General features: G+C 61.8%; 23 protein-coding genes. 9 read left to right on the top strand and 14 right to left on the bottom strand.

Translation table 11 applies throughout. From position 1 onward, the window contains the following. Positions 1-45: 45 nt before the first annotated feature. Positions 46-843 (bottom strand): ABC transporter substrate-binding protein, encoded by a 798-nt coding sequence (locus P3T24_RS00890; protein ID WP_429408255.1) that lies wholly within the window; start codon positions 841-843, stop codon positions 46-48. Positions 844-1,015: 172 nt separating this feature from the next. Between P3T24_RS00890 and P3T24_RS00885 the strand changes: the two genes are divergently transcribed. The 7 genes from P3T24_RS00885 (at position 1,016) to P3T24_RS00855 (ending at position 9,353) form a co-directional block, all read left to right on the top strand. Next, on the top strand, positions 1,016-1,819 hold the full coding sequence (locus P3T24_RS00885; protein WP_074269140.1) for an IclR family transcriptional regulator: 804 nt from the start codon (positions 1,016-1,018) through the stop codon (positions 1,817-1,819). A gap of 321 nt (positions 1,820-2,140) precedes the next feature. After that, positions 2,141-3,013, top strand: coding sequence for an ABC transporter substrate-binding protein (locus P3T24_RS00880; protein WP_429431593.1), 873 nt, complete (start codon positions 2,141-2,143; stop codon positions 3,011-3,013). Positions 3,014-3,086: 73 nt separating this feature from the next. Continuing rightward, the gene (locus P3T24_RS00875; protein ID WP_429431590.1) at positions 3,087-4,622 is read left to right on the top strand and encodes an amino acid ABC transporter permease/ATP-binding protein; all 1,536 of its coding nucleotides are present in this window, start codon (positions 3,087-3,089) and stop codon (positions 4,620-4,622) included. A 16-nt stretch (positions 4,623-4,638) separates the two neighbouring features. Continuing rightward, positions 4,639-5,313, top strand: a complete 675-nt coding sequence (locus P3T24_RS00870) for a GntR family transcriptional regulator (RefSeq protein ID WP_429408258.1) — start codon at positions 4,639-4,641, stop codon at positions 5,311-5,313. Positions 5,314-5,418: 105 nt separating this feature from the next. Then, the gene (locus P3T24_RS00865) at positions 5,419-6,273 is read left to right on the top strand and encodes an urea carboxylase-associated family protein (RefSeq protein WP_074269144.1); all 855 of its coding nucleotides are present in this window, start codon (positions 5,419-5,421) and stop codon (positions 6,271-6,273) included. A 252-nt stretch (positions 6,274-6,525) separates the two neighbouring features. Then, on the top strand, positions 6,526-7,560 hold the full coding sequence (locus P3T24_RS00860) for an ABC transporter substrate-binding protein (RefSeq protein ID WP_143787778.1): 1,035 nt from the start codon (positions 6,526-6,528) through the stop codon (positions 7,558-7,560). Positions 7,561-7,574: 14 nt separating this feature from the next. After that, positions 7,575-9,353 carry a GMC family oxidoreductase gene (locus P3T24_RS00855; protein WP_429431587.1) on the top strand — a complete coding sequence of 593 codons (1,779 nt, stop codon included), beginning with the start codon at positions 7,575-7,577 and terminating at the stop codon, positions 9,351-9,353. Here P3T24_RS00855 and P3T24_RS00850 read toward each other — a convergent pair. From P3T24_RS00850 to P3T24_RS00830, 5 genes are all read right to left on the bottom strand, one after another. Then, entirely contained in the window at positions 9,274-10,065 is a 792-nt protein-coding gene (locus tag P3T24_RS00850; RefSeq protein WP_429431584.1) for an ABC transporter permease, read from the bottom strand. The two genes, P3T24_RS00855 and P3T24_RS00850, sit on opposite strands and share 80 nt — an antisense overlap. Next, positions 10,062-10,967: an ABC transporter permease gene (locus tag P3T24_RS00845; RefSeq protein WP_074269148.1), complete on the bottom strand. Its 906-nt coding sequence runs from the start codon at positions 10,965-10,967 to the stop codon at positions 10,062-10,064. Before P3T24_RS00845 ends, P3T24_RS00850 begins: the two co-directional genes overlap by 4 nt. A gap of 53 nt (positions 10,968-11,020) precedes the next feature. Next, positions 11,021-12,334, bottom strand: a complete 1,314-nt coding sequence (locus tag P3T24_RS00840) for an FAD-dependent oxidoreductase (RefSeq protein ID WP_429431581.1) — start codon at positions 12,332-12,334, stop codon at positions 11,021-11,023. Beyond that, positions 12,331-13,047: an HAD-IA family hydrolase gene (locus tag P3T24_RS00835; protein ID WP_074269150.1), complete on the bottom strand. Its 717-nt coding sequence runs from the start codon at positions 13,045-13,047 to the stop codon at positions 12,331-12,333. Before P3T24_RS00835 ends, P3T24_RS00840 begins: the two co-directional genes overlap by 4 nt. A 64-nt stretch (positions 13,048-13,111) precedes the next feature. After that, positions 13,112-14,194: an ABC transporter ATP-binding protein gene (locus P3T24_RS00830; protein ID WP_074269151.1), complete on the bottom strand. Its 1,083-nt coding sequence runs from the start codon at positions 14,192-14,194 to the stop codon at positions 13,112-13,114. Positions 14,195-14,293: 99 nt separating this feature from the next. Between P3T24_RS00830 and P3T24_RS00825 the strand changes: the two genes are divergently transcribed. Then, positions 14,294-15,259, top strand: coding sequence for a LysR family transcriptional regulator (locus P3T24_RS00825; RefSeq protein WP_429285999.1), 966 nt, complete (start codon positions 14,294-14,296; stop codon positions 15,257-15,259). A gap of 33 nt (positions 15,260-15,292) precedes the next feature. On the opposite strand, the gene P3T24_RS00820 is transcribed toward P3T24_RS00825, so the two are convergent. From P3T24_RS00820 to P3T24_RS00805, 4 genes are all read right to left on the bottom strand, one after another. Next, positions 15,293-15,502: a hypothetical protein gene (locus tag P3T24_RS00820; protein ID WP_074269153.1), complete on the bottom strand. Its 210-nt coding sequence runs from the start codon at positions 15,500-15,502 to the stop codon at positions 15,293-15,295. Positions 15,503-15,920: 418 nt separating this feature from the next. After that, entirely contained in the window at positions 15,921-16,553 is a 633-nt protein-coding gene (locus tag P3T24_RS00815; protein ID WP_429431578.1) for a response regulator, read from the bottom strand. Further along, positions 16,550-18,178, bottom strand: coding sequence for a hybrid sensor histidine kinase/response regulator (locus tag P3T24_RS00810; RefSeq protein WP_074269156.1), 1,629 nt, complete (start codon positions 18,176-18,178; stop codon positions 16,550-16,552). The genes P3T24_RS00815 and P3T24_RS00810 overlap by 4 nt, the downstream gene beginning before the upstream one ends. Further along, entirely contained in the window at positions 18,175-20,346 is a 2,172-nt protein-coding gene (locus P3T24_RS00805) for an ATP-binding protein (protein WP_429431575.1), read from the bottom strand. Before P3T24_RS00805 ends, P3T24_RS00810 begins: the two co-directional genes overlap by 4 nt. Between P3T24_RS00805 and P3T24_RS00800 the strand changes: the two genes are divergently transcribed. Next, positions 20,306-21,337, top strand: a complete 1,032-nt coding sequence (locus P3T24_RS00800) for a substrate-binding periplasmic protein (RefSeq protein ID WP_143787715.1) — start codon at positions 20,306-20,308, stop codon at positions 21,335-21,337. The genes P3T24_RS00805 and P3T24_RS00800 overlap by 41 nt on opposite strands. A gap of 30 nt (positions 21,338-21,367) precedes the next feature. Here the strand turns inward: P3T24_RS00800 and P3T24_RS00795 are convergent, their stop codons facing one another. The 4 genes from P3T24_RS00795 to P3T24_RS00780 form a co-directional block, all read right to left on the bottom strand. Then, positions 21,368-21,676 carry a hypothetical protein gene (locus P3T24_RS00795; protein ID WP_074269159.1) on the bottom strand — a complete coding sequence of 103 codons (309 nt, stop codon included), beginning with the start codon at positions 21,674-21,676 and terminating at the stop codon, positions 21,368-21,370. 177 nt (positions 21,677-21,853) lie between these two features. After that, positions 21,854-22,615 carry an ABC transporter permease gene (locus P3T24_RS00790; protein WP_074269160.1) on the bottom strand — a complete coding sequence of 254 codons (762 nt, stop codon included), beginning with the start codon at positions 22,613-22,615 and terminating at the stop codon, positions 21,854-21,856. Beyond that, entirely contained in the window at positions 22,612-23,538 is a 927-nt protein-coding gene (locus P3T24_RS00785) for an ABC transporter ATP-binding protein (protein ID WP_074269161.1), read from the bottom strand. Before P3T24_RS00785 ends, P3T24_RS00790 begins: the two co-directional genes overlap by 4 nt. A gap of 105 nt (positions 23,539-23,643) precedes the next feature. After that, the gene (locus P3T24_RS00780) at positions 23,644-24,186 is read right to left on the bottom strand and encodes a PaaI family thioesterase (protein WP_429431572.1); all 543 of its coding nucleotides are present in this window, start codon (positions 24,184-24,186) and stop codon (positions 23,644-23,646) included. Positions 24,187-24,248: the final 62 nt, after the last annotated feature.

Genomic DNA, 24,248 nt, shown 5'->3' with positions numbered 1-24,248 from the left:
CGCGCGGCACGGACACGGCCAGGCTGGATGAAGCGATGCGCGGCGTTACTCCATATGCCATTTCTGCAGGACCTGCTGCAGGGAACCGTCTGCCTTCATCTTCTTGATGGCCTGATTGAGCATTTCAAGCGTCGCCGAGTCGCCCTTACGGACTACGAAACACACCTGGCCCTTCACATCCGGTTGATACTCCTTCACGAGTTTTACCTGCGGATTCGCACCGTGTTCGAGCTGATACGCAATGATGGGCTGGTCGCCGAATCCCGCCTTGATACGGCCAAGCGCGACGTCGCGCATGATGTCGGCCACCGAGTCGTATGTGCGCACTTCCTTGAAGATGCCCCGCTTGTTCAAGGCATCGACGAATGCCGTGCCGACCTGAGCGCCCACTACTTCGCCCTTCAGGTCGTCCATCGACGTGTAATGCCCAGTATCGTCTGCCTTGACCATCAGCCCTTCGCCGTACGAGTAGACCGTGTCGGAGAAATCGACGACCTGCTGGCGCGCCGGCGTCTTCAGCATTGCCGCAGAGATGATGTCGATTTTTTTGGTGGTAAGCGACGGAATCAGCGCGGAGAACGTCGTTTGCTGGACACTGACCTGGAAACCCCCTTCCTTGCCCGCCGCCGTGATGGCGTCGACCATCATGCCCTGAATCGAACCGGTCCTCACGTCGAGGAAGGTGAACGGCACACCGGTTGCCGTGGCGCCTACCGTGTAAGCCGGCTGCTCGGCGGCCACCGCATTGGCGGCCACCGCAATGGCGGCCACCGCAATTACACAGGACAAAGCGATAGCAAGGCCGGTTGCAGCACCGGCGAGGCGTTTGACGAGCGGAATCATGCGGATCTCCAGATTGGGATGGTTTGAACCTACTGCGACTCTTCCACAGCGATACGCGGTGTTTGAAGCATGATAATCAAATCAAAAATATCGCAAAGAAATTTATGTGTATCGATATTCGATACGATAGACTGTATCCAACCTGGCAAAGCAAAACGGATCAAAGGCGCACATGAGCGAGCTGAACGAGGACAAAGAGGTCGACCTGCTGTTCAACCAGTCGCTGGAAAAGGGCTTGGCCGTGTTGCGCGCCTTCAGCGCGAAACGGCGCACCATGACGCTCGCAGAAGTAGCCGAAGCCACCGGCATAACAAAGAGTTCGGCCCAGCGCATGATCTATACGCTCGAGAAGCTCGGCTACGTGCGCAAACATCCGCTCACCCGCCGCTATCAGTTGACGCTGCGCGCGATGCAGATCGGCTTCAACTATCTGGCGGCCGACACGTTGATCGACGTGGCCAACCCGTTCCTCTCCGAACTGACGAACGTCACCGGCGAGACCACCAATCTGACCGAGCCCGACGACGACGAAATGGTCTACGTAGCCCGTTTTGTATGTACGAAGTTCGTACCAATCCACATGCCGATCGGCAGCCGGATTCCGATGTACTGCACCGGGTCGGGCCGTGCCTACCTCAGCGCGTTGCCGCGCGATGAGGCGCTCGAGCGGCTCGCGAAAATGGATCTGATCGGATACACGCCACACACGCTGACGGATATCGGGGAGATCGGGCAGCGCCTTGCCGACGCACAGCGCAACGGCTATGCGACGAATCGCGAAGAGTTGTTCATCGGCGATATGACGATCGCAGCACCGGTAATCGATAGCCAGAGAAGGCCGGTAGCGGCGGTGCACGTCGTGGCGCCCACCAGCCGGTGGACGCTCGCCGAGGCGCAGGAGCGGCTCGCGCCAGCGGTGATCGACTGCGCCCGCGGTATCAGCAATTCGATCAGGACACTCGAGCTGATTTCATAAAAGGCGCGCGCCAACCTGCAGCGTCGCGCGAAACCGTCGCCGCACGCACGATTTCGATTCACAACCGCTTCGCCTGCCTCTTCGTGTCTCTCCCGAGGCACGGAAATGGTGCTTCGGCTTCCCCGTCCGCCGATACCGGCGCTTTCCGGCCGCCCTCCTCGCCATCGGCCAACCCACTGTCCGTCCGCCGTTTCACACCCGCTCGCCGCTTTCGCACACCTCATTGGCATACATTCTGCTTGATGGCACTTTAATTGTTCAACAATTATTTTCTTATTGTTGAACAATGTATATTGTCACCACACCGACGAGTGAGAGCCCATGAAAGCCCATCTTTGCCTCAATTCTTTGCTGAACGCCCTGCTGAAACTGGCGAAATTCGCTACCGCTACCGGGGCGGTCTGCGCAGCCACCCATGTCTTCGCGGCCACGGGCATCCCGACGGTCACCTCTGGCGCCTTAACCGTCGGCGCCGATTTGACCTATCCGCCGTACGACTACCTCGAAGGCGCCACCCCGAGCGGTTTCGACCCTGCGTTCATGAGCAGGCTCGCGGAGCATCTGAAACTCAAACCCGGATTCGTCGACACGCGCTTCGCCAACCTGATCCTCGGCGTCAACGCGAACCGCTTCGACGTGATCGCATCGGCGCTCTATGTGACGCCGGAACGCGCGAAGCAGATCGATTTCGTGCCTTACCTGAAAACCGGCGGCTCGCTGCTCGCGTTGAGCCATTCCGGGTTCGCGCCGAAGACGCCGGAAGATCTGTGCGGCAAGCGCGTAAGTTCGATCAAGGGCGCGTCGTGGATTCCGAAACTCAACGACGTGTCGAAACAGGTCTGTGCGCCTGCCGGTCGCGGCGCAATCGACGTGCGCGAGTTCGAGACTTCGCCGGAAGCGGCCCAGGCCGTGCTGGCGCACGCGGTCGACGCGCAGTTCGAAGACTCGGCCGTGGCGCAGATGACCGTCAACAAGCTTGGCGGACGCGTGGCGATTACCTCGACCACCCCGCTCTATCCGGTCGTCATCGGTCTCGGCGTCAAGAAAGGCAATGACGCGCTGCTCGCCGAGCTGAAGAGTGCGTTTGCGTCGATGAAGCAGGCGGGTGAATACCAGGCACTACTCAAGCAGTACAACGTCGCGGAGCCGACCGGCAATGACATTGCCCTGGCGCTCGGTGCGGCACAGAACTAACGGCACGCCGCGCGCAGCCTGAGGCCGGGCACTCGCCTGTGTCCTCGTGGCTGCACGCTGTAGGGGAAAGCTCATGGTATTCGACTGGCACTACACGGCTTCATTGCTGTTTGACGCCGCTTTCTGGAAGGCCACCTGGCTCGTAGTCGAACTGAGTGCCGCGACCTGGCTGATCGGCATTGTGGCAGGCTTCGCGCTTGCACTCGGCAAACAGTCCGTCTTCACGCCGCTACGCGTGGCGTGCAGCACCTACATCTGGCTGTTTCGCAGCCTGCCGCTGCTGGTGCTGCTGATCTTCGTCTATAACCTGCCGCAGGTCCTGCCCTGGACCGGCGGCCTGTTGTCCGATCCGTTCTGGGCCGGCCTGCTGGCGCTGTCGATCAGCGAAGCGGCCTATATCGCCGAGATCCATCGCGGTGGCCTGCTGTCGCTTCACAAAGGCCAGCTCGAAGCGGGTAAAGCGCTCGGCATCCGCTTCGTCGGACTGCAACGGCTGATCGTGCTGCCGCAGGCGTTTCGTGTCGCGCTGCCTGCGCTCATCAACGAGTACATTACGATCGTCAAGCTGACCTCGCTCGTGTCGGTCATTTCGCTGGCGGAAATCCTGCTGGTGGGTGAGCGTCTGTACACGCAAAACTTCAAGGTGCTCGAGACGATGCTGGCCGTATCGTTCTACTATGTGCTGATCGTCACCGTGTTCGGCCATGTGTTGAAGCTGCTGGAAAAACATCTGGACGTCACGCGCCGCAAGCAGGCCGGCATCGCCGCCGTTGCCATTGAGGTGCCGCGGCCCGCGTCAACACCGGCGGCTGCGAAGGTCACGCGTGCAGCGCGAGCCGGCGGTACGGCGCGCGCGCTGGAGGCTATCGGCATCCGCAAACGTTACGGCAATCATGAGGTGCTTGGAGGGATCGACCTGACGGTGCACTCCGGCGAAGTGGTATCGATCATCGGCCCGTCGGGCTCCGGCAAGACCTCGCTGATACGCACGCTGAACGGCCTGGAGACGCTCGACGACGGTGAAGTCCGGCTGCACGGCGAGGCATTCCTGTGGCCGCCCCGCGGCAGGCATGGCAAGGTGCCGCACGCACAGTACGTGCGCGGCATCCTCGATATCGGCATGGTGTTTCAGAGCTTCAACCTGTTTCCACACCAGACAGCGCTGCAGAATGTAACGCTGGCGCCCCGCTATCACGGGCGCCGCAACGGGGCCGCGCTCGAAGAGGCCGGCATGCAGTTGCTGGCGAAGGTGGGCATGGCCGCGCATGCGCAGAAGTATCCGCATCAGCTTTCCGGCGGCCAGCAGCAGCGTGTCGCCATTGCGCGAGCATTGGCGATGCAGCCGTCGATCGTATTGTTCGACGAACCGACCTCGGCGCTCGATCCCGAACTGGTCACCGAGGTGCTCAAGGTAATCGAGGAACTCGCCCGGGAAGGCATGACCATGATTATCGTCACACACGAAATCAACTTCGCGTTCCGCATTTCAGACCGTATCGTGTTCATGGAAGCGGGTACGATCGTCAGCGACGCGTCACCGCACGAACTGGTGGCGCTGGACAAGACTTCGCGGATCGCCAGCTTCCTTAAAGACGTCCACATTGCCTGAAAAACACAAACACCGTATGCCTACCTCGCATCCAGCTGTTACCACCCTCACCGGCCAGGAGCCCGAGCAATCGGTCACAGATCGGATCCTGTCGACGATCCGCGACGAAATCATCGAAGGTAAATTGCCGCCGGGCACGGCGCTCGTCGAGAACGACCTCACCCAGATTCACGACGTCTCGCGCAACACACTGCGTGAAGCGCTGCGCCTCTTGTGCCGCGAAGGACTCGCGGTGCATTACCGGCATCGCGGTGTGATCGTGCGCACCTTGACGCGTCACGACGTGCGCGACATCTACCGGGTACGGCGTACGCTCGAACTGCAAGCCCTGTTGCGCGAAGACCCGATCGAAGAAAACGAAATCGCTTCCATGCGCGAAGCCGTCATGCACGCGCAAGCGGCGACGGACGAAGGCGACTGGCGCAGCGTCGGCACCTATAGCCTCCTGTTTCATCGGCGCATCGTGCAGTTGCTCGGCAGCCCGCTGTTCGACACGTTCTTCACGACGATTCTGGCGCAACTGCGTCTCGTGTTCGCTTCCGCTCCCGACGAGCGCCGCTTCCAGCGACCCTGGATCGCGAAGGATCAGCAGATTCTCGAGCTGATCGCCAACGGCCGTACCGCCGAAGCCAGCGCCGCGCTCGCCGACTACCTGAAGCAGTCGGAGCATGCGTTGCTCGATTACCTTTGAGTCACTTCCCTCTCATTCACACCTCAGTCAACGACCACTGCGCAAACCGGCTGCCGCGCGTAGCAAGCGCAGCCTGTCCGCCTGTCTCATGAAGGAGTCACCAGCATGTTGAATTACCCCGCCGCCTATCAGTCCACCAAGGGTTCCGCGCTCGACCCCGACAAGGCCTTCTATCAACGCATTGCCTCCGAACACGACTCGCGCACGCTGATCGAGTCGATCGTTGTGCCGATCCGTTCGGGTCAGGCCTGGAGCGTGCCGGCCGGTCACGTGTTCCGGATTGTCACGATCGAAGGTCCGCAAGTCGCCGACCTGAACATGTGGAACCTGCATAACCCGCGCGAGCGCATGTGGGCATCGCGTACGCGCCAGTTGCAGCAGGCGCACGTCAGCACCTTCGACCGCCTGTGGTCGACACTGCCGTTTCTGCGCCCCATGGTGACGATCACCGACGACAGCCTCGCCGACTACGGCGTCGACGAACATGGCGGGCGCGTTCACGACCTGCTCGGCACACGTTGCGATCCGTATGTGAACCGGATGCTGACCGGTGAGGACTTTCATTTCCACTGCCACTCGAACCTGACGCGCGCCATCGCTCCGTACGGCCTGACCGAATACGACGTGCACGATGTGCTCAACGTGTTCCAGTGCACCGGACTGAATCTCGAAGACAAATACTTCATGAAGGCGTGCCCGGCCAAAAAGGGAGATTACCTGGAGTTCTTTGCGGAAATCGACCTGCTATGCGCGCTGTCGACGTGCCCGGGCGGCGATCTGTCATTGCCCATGTGGGGACCTGACGCGCGCGATCCGCTGGAAGTGTGCCGCCCGCTTGGCATCGAAATCTACCGCCTCGCGCCGCAGATGCTCGATGGCTGGACGCCGCCCGCCGTTGCTGCGTACAAGGGCCAGCATGGCATGGCGCTGCAGCCGCCGCAGTGGAAATGCGGTTGCTGACCAAGGCCCTCTGCGCATCGTTCTTCCAGCCATGACGTAGCGTTATGCCCGCTCTAACAATTCGGGAATTGCGAGCGGGAAAATGGTCCCCTACATTTTGACCACGACGTATCCGGCGCAATGTGCCTCGCGGGCTCCTCGCGCCGCCGATACGCTTCGCAGATAGCGGCCTGCACTCCTAAGTGGCATGACATCCGGACACGGGCCTCGCTAACGAACCATTCAACCTTGGGGATAGCCGCCGTGAAAATGATGAAGCCAGGTCGCGTCACTGTTCTGTCGCTCGCCATCACGCTGCTGAGCACACCTGTGCTGGCTGCGAGCGGCCAGATCACCTTCGTCTCGCAAGGCGGCGTCTACCAGGAAGCGCAGACCAAGGCCATCCTCGATCCGGCAGCCAAACTGCTCGACATCACCGTCAATCAGGACAGCGTGCCCGACGCGTACCCGGCCATCAAGGCGCAAGCTGCGGCGGGCAAGCCGATCTGGGACGTGGTGGACACTCCCGCGTCGAACTGCCTGCGCGGCGGCAAGGAAGGCCTGATCGAAAAGCTCGACTTCTCGAAGATCCCGAACGCCGCGTCGATACCGGAAAAATACCGCACGCCGTACTCGGCGGCCTACGAGTTTTACTCGACGGTGATTGCGTATAACAAGAAGTCGCTCAAGAAAGTCCCGCAAAGCTGGGCCGACTTCTGGAACGTCAAGGACTTCCCGGGCACGCGTGCCCTGCGCAACGATCCGCAAGGCACACTCGAGGCCGCGCTACTCGCAGACGGCGTGGCACGCGACAAGCTCTATCCGCTCGACGTGGATCGCGCCTTCAAGAAGCTGCAGCAGATCAAGCCGGACATCACGGTCTGGTGGACCTCGGGCGGCCAATCGGCGCAGTTGCTGCACGACGGCGAAGTCGACATGGAAATGATCTGGAATGGCCGCGCCAGCGCGGTGCGCAAAGACGATCCCGATGTCGACTTCACCTTCAACGATGGCCTGCTGCAGAACACGCAACTGTGCATCGTGAAGAACGCGCCGAACCAGGCGGCCGCAGTGAAATTCCTCAACGCGGCGTTCTCGCCCGATCTGCAGGCTAATCTGCCGCTTTATATCGACTACGGGCCGGGTAATCCGGCTGCCTTCAAGACCGGCAAGATCACCGCGCAACGTGCCAGCGAGCTGCCGAGTTCGCCCGCCAATGCCGCGAAACAGGCCCTGCTCTCCGAAGAATGGTGGGCCTCCGATGCCGGTATCGCCGCTCGTGCCCGCTGGCTCAAGTTCATGCAATAGACGCAACGCGCCACGTGATCGACTATCTGATTCTGGGTGGAGGCTCGGCGGGCTGCGTGCTCGCCGCGCGTCTTTCGGAAGATCCGCAGAAGACCGTGTGCCTCGTCGAGGCCGGCCGGGACATCTCGCAGGCGAGCATGCCGGATGCGATCCGCAGCCGCTATCCCGGTCGCGCGTATCTCGACGTCAGCAATATCTGGCGGCGGCTTACTGCGGTGATGTCTACGCGGTTCGCCCCTGGCACCACTGCGGCCGGCACGAGCACAGGCACATCCCGGCGCTACGAGCAGGCGCGCCTGTTAGGCGGCGGTTCGGCGATCAATGCGCTGATGGCTAATCGCGGCGCTCCCGCCGACTACGATGAATGGGAAGCGCTCGGTGCGCATGGCTGGAACTGGCAAGCCTGCCTGCCGTATTTCCGCAAGCTCGAAACGGATTGCGACTTCGACGGCGAACTGCATGGCCAGCAAGGTCCGGTGCGCATCCGGCGTACCGAATGGGCTCGCTTGTCGCCGTTCGTTCGAGCCGTGCTGGGTGCGTTGGAACAGCTCGGCCATCCGCGGCGCGCAGATCAGAATGGCCCATGGCAGGACGGGACCTATGTCGGCTCGATAGCGGTAAGCGAGAACGGTGAGCGCATTCCGACCTCGGTCTGCTATCTGAGCGACGCAGTCCGGAAACGGCCGAATCTGACAATCCGCACTCACCTCCTCGCCGAGCGCATCCACTTCGAAGACGTGCGTGCGACAGGTGCGCGATTGCGGCACGAAGACGGTTCGACAGAAGATCTCTACGCGAAGGAAACCATCGTTTGCTCAGGCGCAATTCATAGTCCCGCGCTGCTGCTGCGCAGCGGCGTCGGCCCAGCCGCCGACCTTGCCGCGCTCGGCATTCCCCTCGTGGCCGATTTACCCGGGGTGGGCCGCAACCTGATGGAGCATCCTTCGATCGCCGTTTCCGCCTGGCTGCCGCGCGCAGGCCGCACGCCGTACCCGGAAGAGCATCACGAGCAGGCCATTGTGCGCTTCTCCTCCCGCTTGCCGGACACCGTAGCCGGCGACATGCACGGTGCGATTCTGTCCCGCTCCGGCTGGCATTCGATCGGATACCGGCTTGGTACGATATTCTTCTGGGTGAACAAATCGTACTCGCGCGGCCAGCTAAAACTCACCTCAGCGGATCCGCGCGACGAACCGTCGGTCGAATTCAACATGCTGTCCGACCCGCGCGACCTCGAGCGCCTGAAGCTCGCAATGCGCCTTGGCGCTACCACGCTTGCCGGGAGTTCAATGGCAGGGATGCGCGGCACGATCTTTCCCTCGAGCTATTCGCCGCGTGTCGCGAAAGTCGCAGTGCCCGGCAGGTTCAACGCACTACAGCGTGGCGCGCTCAGCGCACTGCTCGATGTCGCGGGGCCGCTGCGTGGCTGGCTGATTCGCCGGCTGATTACCCAGGGCGTCACGATCGAAAACCTGCTCGCCGACGATGCAGCATTAACCCACTTCGTCACGCGCTCAGTGGGCTGCACCTGGCATCCATCCGGCACTTGCCGGATGGGCTCGCCCGACGACCCTCAAGCGGTGACCGACGCGAGCGGCTCCGTGCGGGGCGTCGAAGGCTTGCGTGTGTGCGATGCATCGCTGATGCCGTCGATCCCCTGCGCCAACACGAATATCCCGACCATCATGATCGCCGAACGCATCGCCGATATGATCAGGCTCGTGCAGCCGGCCTGCGAGTCACCACAATCGTCACAACCAGACATAAGGTCAACGCAGTCAGCAAGGTACTGATCGCCGCAATCGTCGGGTCGATTTCATCGCGCAGCGCGACGAACATCCGCCGCGTGAGCGTCTGATTGTCGCCACCGGAGACGAACAGTGCGACCACGGTCTCATCGAGCGCCTGAATGAACACGAACACCGCGGCGGAAATCACGCTCGATCGAATCTGCGGCAGCGTCACCGTCATAAAGCTGCGCAAGCGGTTCATGCCGAGACTGCGGGCGACCATCTCCTGGGTCTGATCGAAGGTCCGCAGATCCGCGCTCACGGAAATCAGCACGTACGGCAGACCGAGCATCGTGTCGGCGAGAATCAACCCGGTCATGCTGTTGACGAGCCCCGTATGCGCATATACGAAGAACACCCCGACCGCGACGATGATGATCGGCACCATCAATGGCAGCATCAGCACGAGACGCACATAGCGCATGCTCCAGTGGGTGCCGTTCTGGATCCCATACGCCGCCGCGACGCCAAGCGGCGTAGCGATCAAGGCCGCGGACACGGAAGCCGTCAGCGTGGTGCGCGCGGCAGCCATCCATGTCGGGCTGCCGACGAATGCTTCGTACCAGCGCAGCGAGTAGGCCGGCGGCGGGAAGGTCATAAAACGCGTGTCGGAAAACGACAGCGGCACGACGATCAGAACCGGCACGATCAGAAACAGCAGGATCAGCACGACCACCGCGCCTAAAACAAGCTTGCCGGATGCGGATCTTTTCATTTCGCCCCCAAGGTCTTCTCGAGCGGTATCACGCGGCTCACAGCGTAGAAGATCGCAAACACGCAGACGAGCAGCACCACGCTGACGGCGCTCGCTGCCCCCCACCTATCGTAGAGCTCCACGTTACGGCTGACGAGCATCGACACCATCATCGATCTGCCGCCGCCCATCAGCTCCGGGGTGATGTAAAAGCCGAGGCAAAGAATGAACACAAGGGTGGCACCCGCGAGCACGCCGCTTAACGACAGCGGCAAAAACACCCGCAAAAATACGTGCAACGGCGAGCCGCCGAGGCTCGCTCCCGCATGCACGAGATTCTCCGGAATCTTCTGCATTGCCGAGTACAGCGGCAAGACCATGAACGGCAGCAGGATATGCACCATGGCGATGATCGTGCCCAACTGGTTGTAGGCCAGTTGCAATGGATGATCGATCACACCCATCGACAGCAGCGTCTTGTTGACGAGCCCCGTACGCTGCAGCAGCACGAGCCACGCGTAGGTGCGCACCAGCACGCTGGTCCAGAACGGCAGAATCACAAGGCCCAGCACGAGCGCGCTCAGTTTCGGCGGCAACGCGGCGGCCGCATACGCGACCGGGTAGCCCAGCAGCAGCGTAACGAGCGTGACGATAAAGCTAAGCTTGAAAGTAAGCGCGAACGTGGCTCCGTAGGCGCTGTCGGTGAAAATGCGCCGGTAATTCTCGAGCGTAAAGCCGTCGGCATAGATCGATTGCCAGGAAAGCCACGCGAGCGGCACCACCAGCAACACGACGATCACGATCAGCGCCGGCGCGATCAGCAGCAGCATCGTGCGGTCCTCGCGGCGCTGATACCGCACTGCCGCGTTGGCCCTGTCGACCGCATCGGCCGCATCGGCCTTGTCGGCCGCGAAAGAAGGCATCCACCCATCTCCTGCAGAAGTTCGCCCCGCGGTAGCGTCGCGCTGAGCTGACATCACGCACCTATTGCATCGAGAAACTGATACCACGCCGCGACCATCCGCACACCCGGCGAGCGCAACGTATGAAAAGGCACCGGTTGCAAACCGTTCGTTGCGAGCAGCGACAATTCCGGCTTGTCGCCGAGCGCGAGCGCCGCCGCCTGCTGACCGAGCAGGCTGGCCATCGCCACACCTGCTCCGTTGTACCCCAGACAAAATGTCGTGACAGCATCGCTGCGCCCGATATGCGGCAATTGATCGAAGGTCATGCCGACGTAACCCGACCAGCGATACTCCACCTTTACACCGGCGAGATCCGGAAACAGCGCGACCATCGCGCGCTGCAGCGCATCAAAACCGGTGAGTTGTCCTTCCTTGCCAAACGCATCGCGTCCACCGAACACCATCCGGCCATCTGCCTTACGGAACCACTTCATCATGCGCCGCGTTTCGGTATAGCTGCGCTGCTCCACCATCAGACGTGCATCGAGTTCGGCGGGTAAACGCTCAGTTGCAATGATCGCGCTGCGAAACGGCACGAGCGTACGCTGATAAGCACCGGTGGCCGGCGTCAGACTGGAATACGCGTTCGTCGCGACTATCACCTGTTTGGCGCGCACCGTGCCGCCCGGCGTGCGTATCAGCACGCCTTCGCCGTCGCGCTGCATGTCGATCGCCGGACTCGACTCGTAGATCGGCACCTTGCGGGTCGTCAAGCCGGCGGCGATACCTTGCACGTAGCGCAGCGGCAGGATCGTGCCGGCGTCGGCGCTCAATACGCCGCCGACGAAAGCACTCGAACCGGTCTCGCGCGCCACCTCGGCCCGCGATTGCACGGACATCGACGTATCGCCGAGCGCCTGTCGCACCCAGTCCGCTTCGGCACGAATCGTTGCGAAAGCACGCTCCGTATGCGCGCAGCGCAAGCTGCCAGTGTGCTGAAAATGCGTGTAGTGAAGCTTGAATTCGTCGACCAGTGACTCAACCACTCGCACGCCTTCGTGCGCGAGGCGATGCATCATGCGCGCCGTGTCGAGGCCGTGCAGCCGCGCGATGGTCGGAAACGAGAGGCGGAATTTCGACGACACCACGCCACCGTTACGGCCACTCGCGCCCCAACCGACCGGGTTGGCATCGAGCACCACCGTCTCCGCGCCGCGTTTTTGCAATGCGTACGCAGCACAAAGCCCCGAATAGCCGGCGCCGATCACCGCCACCTCGGTCACCAGATCGCGGGCCAACGGTGCACCGGTGCTAACGGGCGCCATCGCGCCGCCCATCGCGGACCACAGCGACGCAGCGGACTGCCGGGCGGCAGGCGGTTTCATGCGGCGACCTGCTCCTCGGCCTCGACCGCGTCAGCGAGTGCCTTGAGCGTCGCAAACCTGAAGTCGGGTGTCGTCACGCGCTCGGGTATCGGCGTGGCGCCAAACCCTTGCAGCCCCTGACGGCGCTCGATCCAGCACACCGTATACCCAAGCTCGCGAGCCACGCCGATGTCGTGGTACTGGCTTTGCGCAACGTGCAGGATGTCGCCGAACTTGTAGCCGAAGGCGGACTGGCGTCCGCGGTTATAGGCGAAGAACTGCGGGTCCGGCTTCGCAACGCCGGTTTCGTCGGCGGTAACGCTGTCGTCGAACGGATCGCCGAGCGTGTGCGCATACGCCGACAAGGCCACGCGATCGGCATTGGTCATCGCCACCAGCCGGAAGTGCCGGCGCAGGCGTTGCAACGCCGCCACTGAATCGTCAAACGCGGGCCAGTCGAGCACGTCGCGCTGAAAAGCAGCGGCCGTCTGCGGATCGGCGGGCAGGCCCAGTTCAGCCGCCAACGACTGGTAGACGCTCGCCATCGCGTGGCTGGAGCGGCCCGGATACGTCGCGCGGCCACGGATGTACGGTTCGAAGATCTGATCGTCGGTCAAGTTGCGGGCCGCTTCGCCGCCGAGCCGCCGGACCGATTCCAGCACGCCTTTTTCAAAGTTGATCAGCGTGCCGACGACATCGAACGTCAGCACCTTGAAATCGGTCAGTTTTTTCATTCGTATTCCTCTTCAGTTTGATGTGAACCCTGGATGAGAGAACCCGGCAATCCGGGCACATGAATCAGGCCGGCACGACTATGGTGTCCTGCGGGTCGAGCACCACGGTCATCTCCATGCCGGGCGCGGGAATCTGCAGACGGGCGTGGTAACTGCCCGGCTGGCGCAAGCTGATTGCCGTACCATCCGGCAGCGTCGCAAAGACGCGCAGGCTTTCGCCCTGATACAGCACCTCGGTCACGCGGCAACGCAGCTGGTTGAGCTGCGCGCCGTTGTCATCACGACTGTCGTGGATGCGCAGCTTCTCCGTCTGCACCGCCAGCAGCAAAGCCTCGGCACGCGGCAGCGGATGCGCTGTGCGCAGCACGGTCGCCCCGAGCAGCACCGCATCGGCGCCGGCACGTGTCACGCTCAACAACGTCGCTTCACCGATAAAACTCGCCACAAAGGCATCGCGCGGCCGGTCGTACAGATGCTCCGGCGTATCGACCTGCACGAGGCGGCCGTTGCGCAACACCGCAACGCGGTCGCTCATCGTCAGCGCCTCGCGCTGATCGTGCGTCACATAGACGATCGTCGCGCCCAGCTTTCTGTGCAGGCGGCGCAGTTCGATCTGCATGGTTTCGCGCAGTTGCTTGTCGAGCGCGGAGAGCGGCTCGTCCATCAGGATCAGTTGCGGCTCGAATACCATGGCGCGGGCGAGCGCCACGCGCTGACGCTGGCCACCGGATAGCTGCGCAATGCGCCGGCCTTCGTAGCCGCTCAACTCGACCATCGCGAGCGCATCCGATACTTTCTTCGCCCAGCCCGACTTCGGCTGGCGCCGCGCGCGCAGCGGATAGGCGACGTTCTCGCCGACCGTCATATGGGGAAACAGCGCGTAGTTCTGAAACACGATGCCGATGTCGCGTTTATGGGGCGGCGCAAATGTAATATCACGGCCACCCACCCATACCGAGCCCGAACTCGGCTGCACGAAGCCGCCCAGAATGCCGAGCAGCGTGGTCTTGCCCGACCCGGACGGCCCGAGCAGCGAAACGAATTCGCCCGGCGCGATGTCGATGGACACGTCGTCGAGCGCGACCACCGGACCGTAGCGCCGCGCTGCCGAACGGATCGACACGTCTGCTTTCGCTCTTGCGTCCATGCTTGTTTCCCGTCCACAGGACCATCGGTTAGAAAAATATACGTGGCTGTTATTTCGTCAGCAATTCCCAAATTGTTGGATCAGGCATAACATCACGTCATGCCCAATCTCCGCCGCAAACTCCCCAGCGCCAATGCCCTGTTCGTGTTCGAGGCCGCGGCGCGGTGCGGCAACTTCACGCGTGCCGCCGAAGAGCTATATGTCAGCCAGCCGGCCGTGAGCCGCATGCTTGCGCGCATGGAGGACCATCTTGGGGTGCAGTTATTCGAGCGCGTGCGCGGCGGCATCGAACTGACCGAGAACGGCAAGATCCTGTATCGGAAGATTTCGGAGGGGTTTGGCGGGATCGAATCGGCAATCCGCGAAATCGAGGCCAGGGCAACCGGCATCGAAACGGTGACCCTCTCGGTTTCGACCGCTTTCACCACACATTGGCTGATGCCGCGCATGAACCGCCTGAACCAGGCGTTTCCGGGCGTCGATCTGCGTTTCCAGCTGATTTCAGGCCGCATTGGCGGCCCGCTCGTCGACGTCGACCTCGGCATGCGCTTCAGGACCGACGAAGAAATCGACGAGCACTCGGCGCTCGTGATGCCGGAAGTCCTGCTACCGGTATGCAATCGCCGCTATCACGAGCAACTGTTGCTGGACGCCGGCAGTCCGCACGACGACACCGTGATCAACATGGATGACGGCGAGCGTGGCTGGCAGGAACGTTTCGCCGCGTTCGCCGAGCATCAGCGCAGGGCCGCGAACGTGCTGAGCTTTTCCGACTATGCGATCGTAGTGCAGGCCGCCTTGCTGGGCCAGGGAGTCGCGCTGGGCTGGTTGAACGTGCTGTCGCACTGGCTGGCCGACGGTGCGCTGATCCCAGCTGAGCACGAACTGATCGTGACGGACCGGCGCTGCTGTCTGGTGTGGCCGGCAAGCCGTCCATTGCGCCCGGTAGTGGCTGCGCTGCGCGACTGGATCATCGAGGAAGTGCATGCCGACATGATTCGCGTCGACGCGGCCTACCCCGATCTGTGCCTCGCAGCCACGCTGCGCAATGGTAAAGCGCTTTAGCGGCAGCGCCGACGCGCGCCGCTAACCGTAAGCTCAATGCATCACGCCGAAGATCACATCCGCGCCTTCCACCGGTGTGAGGCCGACCTTGAAATACCCTTCGAGCCGGTCCGCAACCGCCTCGTCGAGTGTAAACGGCGGCCGGATAAAGCCGACCTTGACCGCATGTTCGTACCACGCAGTGATCCACGCGCGCAGGTCGACCACATACTGCGGCAGTCCGATATATTCGTCGTAAGCCATGATCTCTCCTTCCCCTTGGTCATGCCATCAGGCGGCTAACCGGCCAACGCTCATTGCAGGCTGGCGATTCGCTGGCGGAAAAACATGCCAGCTGCCGTCGTCATGGCGGAAGAAAAACAGGGTGACTGGACCACTCGGGCAGTTCGCTTCGATGCACACCCGGCAAATGCGGCCGGATTGCGAACGTTGTGTCATCAATACGCGGAGCGGTTGGGCGCTGGCCGCACCAAGCCACTTCTCGACCAGAAAACGCAACGACCTTTCCGCAGTACTCATAGCCCCTCCGAGGTGCCCATGAAAGCATCGTAGGGTCAACGGAAATGCACCTGTATCGGGAGTGGCGGATGTTGGACGCCGGATCGGCTGATTCTCCGCTCAGGATTTCCCTAATAATCCTTAGACATTTAATGCGCGCTGGTTATTCGGCGGCCAGACCGTGCCTGATCGCATAGCGGATCAGCTCGGCGTTGTTCGCAAGACCCAGCTTTTGCATGAGACGCATCTTGTGAGTACTGATGGTTTTCGCGCTGAGCGCGAGGGCCTCGGCGATGTCGTTGATGCTTTTGCCCGACGCCAGCATCTGCAGCACCTGAAATTCGCGGTCGGACAGAATTTCGTGCGGCGGCGCATCGCCCGAGTGCGTCTCGAAGATGATCGCGTCAACCAGCTTCGGGTCGATAAAGCGGCCGCCGCTTGCGAGTTTGCGAATCGCGGTAAGCAGGACCTCGGGATCGCTGTCCTTCGTCACATAGCCGGTCGCGCCCGCGCGCAAGGCCCGCGACACCACCTGAGCCTCGTTGTGGATGCTCAGCACCAGCACCGGCAACGACGGCTGCTCGGCACGCACGCGCCGGATCAGGTCGACTCCGCTGATGCCCGGCATGGTCATGTCGAGGAGCAGCAGGTCGACCTCGGACGTGCGCAGCTTCTCGACCACTTCGGAGCCTTGCGCCGCTTCTCCGCTCACGACGATATCCGCGGTCGTCGCGATGATCTGCTTCAATCCGCCGCGCACGATAGCGTGGTCGTCTGCAATAAGTATCTTGATCATGTGTGAGGTTCCTCGTCTAGCGGAATGTGAATCGAAACTGAGGTACCTGTACCGGGTGAACTGTCGATCAGCAGCGAGGCGCCAATCAGGCGGGCGCGTTCGCGCATGCCAAGCACACCGTAAGAATCGCCTTTGCGCGCTGCGTCCTGATCGAAACCACAGCCGTCGTCGCTCACGTGCAGATCGAGGCCGTTCGCGGAGCGCGTTAGCGTGACGTCTGCCCTGGTGGCGCGGGCGTGGCGCGCAACATTCGTGAGCGAGGCCTGAACGATGCGAAATACCGCCGTTGCATGAGCATCCGGAAGCACAGGCTCGCTTCCGTTGATGCGAAACTGGCAGGGAATGTTGTTACGCCGGCTGAAATCTTCAACCAGCCACTCGAGCGCGGAAACGATGCCGAAATTGAGCGCAGCGGGCCGCAGATGGCTCGCCACGTTGCGCACCATCCAGATGGTCGTTTCAACCAGTTCGCGCATGTCGTCGGCCTTTTTCGCCGCATCCGAGTCGCCGGCGAGCCGCATCTTGAGCAGCGAGACATCCATTTTCAACGCCGTGAGGAGTTGCCCCAGTTCGTCGTGAATCTCCATCGCGATGCGCTTTCTTTCTTCTTCGCGAATCGCTTCCATGTAGGCCGACAGCTCGCGTAGCTGTTCCCGCGATTCTAGCAGCGCCTGTTCGATGCGCTTGCGCTCCGTGATGTCGTTCAGGCCGACGTAAATGGCGGGCGCCTCGTTATAGGTCGCCACGCGGGCCGTCGCCATCGCCCAGAATACCGAGCCATCCGGGCGCGTGAACTGAATCTCGCTGTTGTGAAAACTCCCCTCGCGCTGCAAGTGATCGACCAGGCTGTCGCGCTCCAGCGGATCGGCGTAAAAGTCCACGACATTCGCAGCGTCGTTGAGCAGGTCGAGTCCGAACAGTTCCTGGAACGGCCCGTTCGTATAGAGAAGCTGCCCGCCCGGCATCGAGGTAATGCATAACGGCACCGGGCTCGTCTCGACAATCGCACGAAAACGCGCCTCGCTCGACAGCAGTTTCGCCTCGGCGCGTCTGCGCTCCTCGACCTGCGCCAGCAGACTCTGGTTCGCTCGCGCCAGTTCGGCGGTGCGCAGCGCGACGCGCCCCTCCAGCTGGTCGCGCGCACGCGATAATGCTGCCTCGGCCTGTTGACGCACCGACACCTCCGCGAGCAGTTGCCGGTTCTGCACAACCAGTTGCTTGTGCATCGTTCGCAGTGCGAGATGTGTGCTGACGCGCGCGATCATTTCCTCTACGTGTACGGGCTTGGTCAGGTAATCGACGCCGCCCGCAGAAAATCCTTCGACCATGTCCTCGCTGCCGGTACGCGAGGTCATGAAGATCACCGCAATATCGCGGGTGCGATCGTCCATCTTCAGGCGCCGGCAGGTTTCGAAGCCGTCGATGCCGGGCATCTTGACGTCGAGCAGAATCAGATCAGGTTGCGAGAACTGAGCGCGCTCGAGCGCTTCCGCGCCGTCGAGCGCGACAAGGACGCGAAAGCCGCGTTCAGTCAGACTGTCGACGACGACGCCCAGATTGGCGGGCGTATCGTCGGCGATGAGGATGGTGGGCTGCTCGCTGAGTTGGCCCGTTGTGTCGCTCATGGTGCCGGCCTTTGCACAAGATTTTGTTCGACCAACTCAAGAATCGCCTTCGACTGGTAGCCCTTCGCCAGTAGACGCACCTGCTCCGCGAACGGGGCATAGCGTGCGTCGAGTGCCGCGACGCGCTCGCTCCAGAGCGAAATTTCCCTCATGTCGCCATGCCGGGCGAGGCGGTGCAACTCGTTCATTTCCTGCGACGGCACGGCAAGACTCGCTTCGGACAACGACACGCCCTGTTGTGCCGTTGCGGTTGCCGTCGCCGGTGCTGTTGCATACGTCCACTCCAGGCCGAGCAACGCCGCGATCTTCTCAAGCAGCCGGTCGAAATCGACTGGCTTCGGGAGAAAGGCATTCACGCCGGCGTCGAGGCTCCGTTTCTCGTCAGTGCCGGACGGACTCGCGGACACCGCGATGATCGGCACATCCGCAATGCCCGGCGACTGGCGCAGCCGCTGGGTCACTTCGAGGCCATCCATGTCGGGCATCACGATGTCTGTAACAACCAGCGACGGCCGCTCGTGTTGGGCCTGTTCAAGCCCTTCACGGCCGGTCGCCGCTTCGACGGTGTCGAACCCGAGCCGCTCGAGCAACGTAATGACAACCGCACGATTGACCGGCACGTCGTCGATCACCAGCACCTTCCTGCGAGGACCGTCGTAGCCCGTCACATCCCGCGCGGGGAGCGCAGTCACCGGGGCGTCCGGCAGCGCGAGCGCCGCCGCAAGCTCGAACCAGAACAGGCTGCCTTCTCCAACCCGGCTTTCGACGTGAATCTCGCCACCCATTGCGCGGACGAACTGGCGGCTGATCGCAAGACCCAGCCCGGTGCCGCCAACCCGGCGCTCGGGCCGGCCGACCTGTTCAAAGGGCTCGAAAATCGTCTCCAACTGCTCAGCGAGCATGCCGACACCCGTGTCCCGTACCTCGAAGCGCACTGCCCGCGGCTCAGCCCTCATGATATGCAGACTCACGCTGCCATGGTCCGTGAATTTGACGGCATTCGCGAGCAGATTGAGCAGCACCTGGCGCAGGCGCTGTCCGTCTGCACGCGCGCCGGCAGGCGCATCGCCGGCGATTTCGCAGATGAAATCCAGACCCTTCTGCTCCGCCTTCACGCCGATGATCTCGCGCAGCACGTCAACCAGCCCCGCCAGCGGCACGTCGCCAATCTGGACGCGCAATTTGCCGGCTTCGATCTTTGCGAAGTCGAGCGTGTCGTCGATCAGCGTCAACAGGTGCTCGCCACTGCGCTGGATCACCGCAACACCTTCGAGCTGCCGCTCGCCGAGCGCAGGGTCACGCCGCAAGATCTGGGCGTAGCCGAGAATGCCGTTCAGCGGCGTGCGCAATTCGTGGCTCATGTTGGCGAGGAATTCGCCCTTGGCGCGATTCGCCGCCTCGGCGGCCTGGCGTGCCTCGCGCTCCCTTGCGGCCGCGCGCTCCTCGAGATACGCACGATGCAGCCGCGCGCCCATCGCGTTGAACGCCGCCACCACGCGATCGAGTTCATCCGGCGCATTGGGTGCCCGCCGTTGCAGGCCAAGCGGCTGCGGCGTTTCGTGAAAGTCGTAGTCGCCGACACCGCTCGCGATCGCAGCAAGATGCCGCGTCACGAGCCGGGACAGGATGTAGATTGCAAACAGCGAAACGAGGAACGTATTGGCCGCCTGGCTCACCAGAATGAGCAGCGCCGTATGCGTCAGTTCGTGGTACAGATTAGCCAGGGTGGCCTGGACATAGAGCGTGCCGATCCGCTGATCCTTGCCCTGCACCCGGTAAAGCAGCGGAAATTCGCGGGCTATTGCCGGACCAGCCGTGCGCCGCCCCGCCGTCACGACCATCGGCGCGGCACCCGCACCGGCTTCGATAACCTCGGCAGCGCAGATATCTTCGAGACGCAGAATGCCGTCCAGCTCGATTTGCAGTTGCGGCTGATCGAGCCGCCAGAGCGCCTCGCCGACGCCGCCGCTGTAGCTTCTGTCGATGTCCGCGAGACGATTTTGGACCCGTTCGATTCCTCGGTCATAATCACGGTAGAGTTGCAACGCAGTCAGCAAAAGCGTGACTACGCAGCTGAAAAGGAATACCGTCGCGAGAAGCCGCAGAACCACGCTGTGGCGAAAGCGATTGAGCGAACTCCACCATGCGCCGAACGTGTTGAGAGCCATATTCCCCCGCGAGTGCCCTGGTTCTCGTTTTCCCTATTCTGCACTCGTTGCCGATCCGCGGTCTACCCATAGAGCGCCGGGTAGCAGCGCGCCACGGCGCCGAAGCGCCCTCTCGGTGGTGCGTGGCCTCGCCGCGGGGCTGCTTGTCTGCGCTGCGACCGTCCTGCCCGCGTTCGCCCTGGATACCGTCAAACCGCTAAAGTCTGATGAATTCCGGGTTCGCTACGCCTACCCATTCGAACTCCTTACGGAAGTACTCAAACGTACGACGCCAGCCTACGGCCCTTACGTCGAAGAGCCCTACACCGAAACCATTTCGGTCGCGCGTTCGCATGAAGAAGCCCTGAAGGGCGACCGTATCAACATCATGATCAGCGATGCAGGGCACAAGGAATTCGACGAGGACATGATTCCCGTTCCGTTCCCGATCGACAAGGGACTGCTCGGCTACCGCGTTGCGCTGATCGACTCGGATAACCAGTCGAAGATCGACGCCGTTCAGACGCTCGAGCAACTCCGCACGCTGTCGGTCGGCCAGGGAAGCAACTGGGGCGACGTCCGCGTCTATGAATACAACCATGTGCCCGTAAGAACTGCACAAACCTACGAATCGCTTTTTCTGATGCTTTTACATGGACGTTTCGACCTGTTTCCACGGGGCGTCACGGAAGCCCCGGGGGAAGTACTTGCCTATGGCCCTCAGTATCCGCGCCTCGTGATAGATCGGCACCTGCTGATCCGCTACCCGTTCGCGCAGTTCTTTTATGTCAGCAAGTCGGAGCCGCGGCTCGCCGCCCGCATCCGCGATGGGCTCGAGCAGATGAAAAAAGACGGCAGCTTCGACGCGTTCTTCAACCAGCACTTCGCCCGGCAACTCATCGATCTCAAACTGCCGGATCGTACCGTCATCGAGCTCAAGAATCCGTACTTGCCGGCATGGGTTCCGTTGTCGCGCAAGGATCTCTGGTTCGATCCCAATTCGCTGCGCTAGCCGGCTTGCCAGCCAGTCAGATCATGCAGATCAGCCGGCCATGGCGAGCGTATCCGGTACCGAGGCGTGTAACAGGACCTCGTCCACCAGATCTGCCACATTCAGCAAGGTCCGCTCGACCGCGCCACCTAGCATTTCACTGTGGGTTTTGCGCAGTTCCCATAAGGTCTCGCCGAGCCTGCGAATCGATGCAGGCTCGCTATCGGTCAATGGCCAGCAATGCAGCAGATACGCCAGCGAGGTAACGTTTCGCTGCTCACACCATGTGTCGAACAGATGCATGCAGATCGAGTTGATCTGCTCCACTGCATTTTCGCGCTCGGACAGATAGGGGAACATGGCGCACCAACCGGATAAACGATTTCGATATCCAATGCTAGGCGCGCGGTCACCGGGTTGCAGTCAGGAAGCGTGGAAAATGCCCGACATGGATGCTGAATCGCGGGTCAGGAAATCCTTAATGCAGCGCGACAGGGTCGATAAGGCTGAATCGCCGGACCGGAGCATAGCAGACCGTCAGCTCTTCAACCGGTACCCCGTCTTGAAGATCCACGCGACGATAACCAGAAAAATGGCCAGGAACAGCGCGGTCATGCCGAGACTCACCGCGACGTCCACATCTGCCAAGCCGTAAAAACTCCAGCGAAAACCACTCACCAGGTACACGATCGGATTGAACAGGGTCACGATCTTCCAGAACGGCGGCAACATATTGACCGCATAGAAGCTTCCGCCGAGAAACGTCAGCGGCGTGATGATCAGCAGCGGCACGAGCTGCAGCTTCTCGAAACTGTCCGCCCAGATGCCGATGATGAAACCAAACAGGCTGAACGTCACCGCGGTGAGCACCAGGAACAGCACCATCCAGAACGGATGCAGCACCTGCAACGGCACAAAGAGCCCGGCAGTAGCGAGAATGATCAGTCCCAGCAGAATCGATTTGGTTGCAGCCGCACCGACGTAGCTCACCACGATCTCGAGATACGAGACCGGCGCGGACAACAACTCGTAGATCGTTCCTGTGAACCGTGGAAAGTAGATCCCAAACGACGCGTTCGAAATGCTTTGCGACAACAGCGACAGCATGATCAGCCCCGGCACGATGAACGCGCCGTAAGTGATGCCGTCCACTTCCTTGATGCGCGAGCCGATTGCCGCGCCGAATACGACAAAATACAGCGAAGTGGAAATCACCGGCGCAATAATGCTCTGCATCAGCGTGCGCCAGGTGCGCGCCATTTCGAACTTGTAGATTGCGCGGATTGCGTAAATGTTCATTGATCACCTCTGAGCAGACTGACAAAGATGTCTTCGAGCGAACTCTGCGTCGTCTGCAGATCCTTGAAGCGAATGCCTGCGTCTTCTAGCGCTTTGAGCAAGGCGATGATGCTGTTTTGCTCGCGTTCCGTGTCGTAGGTATAGATCAACTCGTTGCCATCCGCGGAGAGCGTGAGGCGATAGTCGGCGAGCGCCGGCGGCACCTGTTCCAGCGGACTTTCGAGTTGCAGTGTCAGTTGCTTCTTGCCGAGCTTGCGCATCAGTTCGGCCTTGTCTTCGACCAGCATGATCTCGCCCGCGTTGATCACGCCGATGCGGTCGGCCATTTCTTCGGCCTCGTCGATATAGTGCGTGGTGAGAATGATGGTCACGCCGCTCGCGCTCAGCGAGCGCACCAGTTGCCACATGTCGCGCCGCAACTCGACGTCGACACCCGCCGTGGGCTCGTCGAGAAACAGCACGCGCGGTTCATGCGAAAGCGCCTTGGCGATCAGCACACGGCGTTTCATGCCGCCCGAAAGCTGGATGATCTTGTTGTTACGCTTTTCCCATAGCGACAGGTCCCTGAGCACCTTCTCGATGTACGCAGGGTTCGCCGGTTTGCCGAACAGTCCGCGGCTAAACGAAACCGTGGCCCAGACCGTCTCGAACGCGTCGGTAGTGAGTTCTTGCGGCACCAGCCCGATCAGCGAACGCGCCGCCCGGTAAGCCGTGCCAATATCATGACCGTCCACCACCACGGAGCCTTCCGACGCCTTCACGATGCCGCAAATGATACTGATCAGCGTGGTTTTGCCTGCACCGTTCGGTCCTAGCAACGCGAAGATCTCGCCACGGCGAATCGACAGATTGATGTTTTTAAGCGCGTGGAAGCCGGAAGCGTAGGTCTTGGAGAGATTCGTGACAGAGACGACAGGCTGCATGGAGGATAAGGGTACGGACGCAGCTGCCGGTTGGGTTTGCCGGGCCGCAGCCCGGAGAGATGTTTCGGAATCGATGATGATCCTCGCAATGTAAAGGGAAGCGCGTTATCGCTGGGGCATCTCGAACACGAGACAGGTCGTCGTAGCATGCGCATACAAGGTGCCGTCGGGCCCGACCAGGCGCGCTTCAGCGGTTGCCAGTTGGCGGCCGCAATGAATCACTTTGCCCTCAGCACGCACACGTTTTACGCGGGGCGTCAGCCCCTTCACGTAGTTCACGCTGAGTTCGGCCGTGGTATAGCCTCGTCCAGGCGGCATCTTCGTGTGTACGGAACAGCCGAGTGCCGAATCGAGCAGCGTGGCGACCCAGCCGCCGTGAATCGTGCCGAGCGGGTTCAGATGCTGTGCCCGCGGTTCACCCTGAAACACGCAGCCGCCGTCACTGACTTCCACAATCGTGAAGTCCAGGGTCTTCGCTATCGCTGCGTAGGGTACTTCGCCGCGCAGCATGGCCTGCAGGAATTCCAGCCCGGTCTTGCCGGCAACCTGTTCGGGGCTTGCCAGTCCGGGGCCCGGTCCCGCTTCCAGCCGGCTCACAATCTCCGCCTCCTCGGCGAGCCATGTCTCGATCACTGGTTCGGATGTCACTGCAAATCTCCGTGTTTTATTGATGTTTCGCGCGGGCTGGGGCCGCTCGGCCGCCCTCCGCG

The sequence above is a fragment of the Paraburkholderia sp. GAS33 genome, from assembly GCF_050436645.1.
GTDB classification, from domain to species: Bacteria; Pseudomonadota; Gammaproteobacteria; order Burkholderiales; family Burkholderiaceae; genus Paraburkholderia; species Paraburkholderia phenazinium_B.
Note: the sequence above shows the minus strand (reverse complement) of the source record. Positions and strands in the feature narration are given on the sequence as shown.

Coding starts and splice junctions, on each gene's coding strand:
- P3T24_RS00845 (WP_074269148.1), bottom strand. CDS start 10,967: ATGCCTTCTTTCGCGGCCGACAAGGCCGATGCGGCCGATGCGGTCGAC.
- P3T24_RS00875 (WP_429431590.1), top strand. CDS start 3,087: ATGGTATTCGACTGGCACTACACGGCTTCATTGCTGTTTGACGCCGCT.
- P3T24_RS00850 (WP_429431584.1), bottom strand. CDS start 10,065: ATGAAAAGATCCGCATCCGGCAAGCTTGTTTTAGGCGCGGTGGTCGTG.
- P3T24_RS00815 (WP_429431578.1), bottom strand. CDS start 16,553: ATGATCAAGATACTTATTGCAGACGACCACGCTATCGTGCGCGGCGGA.
- P3T24_RS00790 (WP_074269160.1), bottom strand. CDS start 22,615: ATGAACATTTACGCAATCCGCGCAATCTACAAGTTCGAAATGGCGCGC.
- P3T24_RS00860 (WP_143787778.1), top strand. CDS start 6,526: ATGAAGCCAGGTCGCGTCACTGTTCTGTCGCTCGCCATCACGCTGCTG.
- P3T24_RS00890 (WP_429408255.1), bottom strand. CDS start 843: ATGATTCCGCTCGTCAAACGCCTCGCCGGTGCTGCAACCGGCCTTGCT.
- P3T24_RS00835 (WP_074269150.1), bottom strand. CDS start 13,047: ATGAAAAAACTGACCGATTTCAAGGTGCTGACGTTCGATGTCGTCGGC.
- P3T24_RS00865 (WP_074269144.1), top strand. CDS start 5,419: ATGTTGAATTACCCCGCCGCCTATCAGTCCACCAAGGGTTCCGCGCTC.
- P3T24_RS00785 (WP_074269161.1), bottom strand. CDS start 23,538: ATGCAGCCTGTCGTCTCTGTCACGAATCTCTCCAAGACCTACGCTTCC.
- P3T24_RS00880 (WP_429431593.1), top strand. CDS start 2,141: ATGAAAGCCCATCTTTGCCTCAATTCTTTGCTGAACGCCCTGCTGAAA.
- P3T24_RS00805 (WP_429431575.1), bottom strand. CDS start 20,346: ATGGCTCTCAACACGTTCGGCGCATGGTGGAGTTCGCTCAATCGCTTT.
- P3T24_RS00825 (WP_429285999.1), top strand. CDS start 14,294: ATGCCCAATCTCCGCCGCAAACTCCCCAGCGCCAATGCCCTGTTCGTG.
- P3T24_RS00810 (WP_074269156.1), bottom strand. CDS start 18,178: ATGAGCGACACAACGGGCCAACTCAGCGAGCAGCCCACCATCCTCATC.
- P3T24_RS00830 (WP_074269151.1), bottom strand. CDS start 14,194: ATGGACGCAAGAGCGAAAGCAGACGTGTCGATCCGTTCGGCAGCGCGG.
- P3T24_RS00820 (WP_074269153.1), bottom strand. CDS start 15,502: ATGGCTTACGACGAATATATCGGACTGCCGCAGTATGTGGTCGACCTG.
- P3T24_RS00870 (WP_429408258.1), top strand. CDS start 4,639: ATGCCTACCTCGCATCCAGCTGTTACCACCCTCACCGGCCAGGAGCCC.
- P3T24_RS00795 (WP_074269159.1), bottom strand. CDS start 21,676: ATGTTCCCCTATCTGTCCGAGCGCGAAAATGCAGTGGAGCAGATCAAC.
- P3T24_RS00840 (WP_429431581.1), bottom strand. CDS start 12,334: ATGAAACCGCCTGCCGCCCGGCAGTCCGCTGCGTCGCTGTGGTCCGCG.
- P3T24_RS00885 (WP_074269140.1), top strand. CDS start 1,016: ATGAGCGAGCTGAACGAGGACAAAGAGGTCGACCTGCTGTTCAACCAG.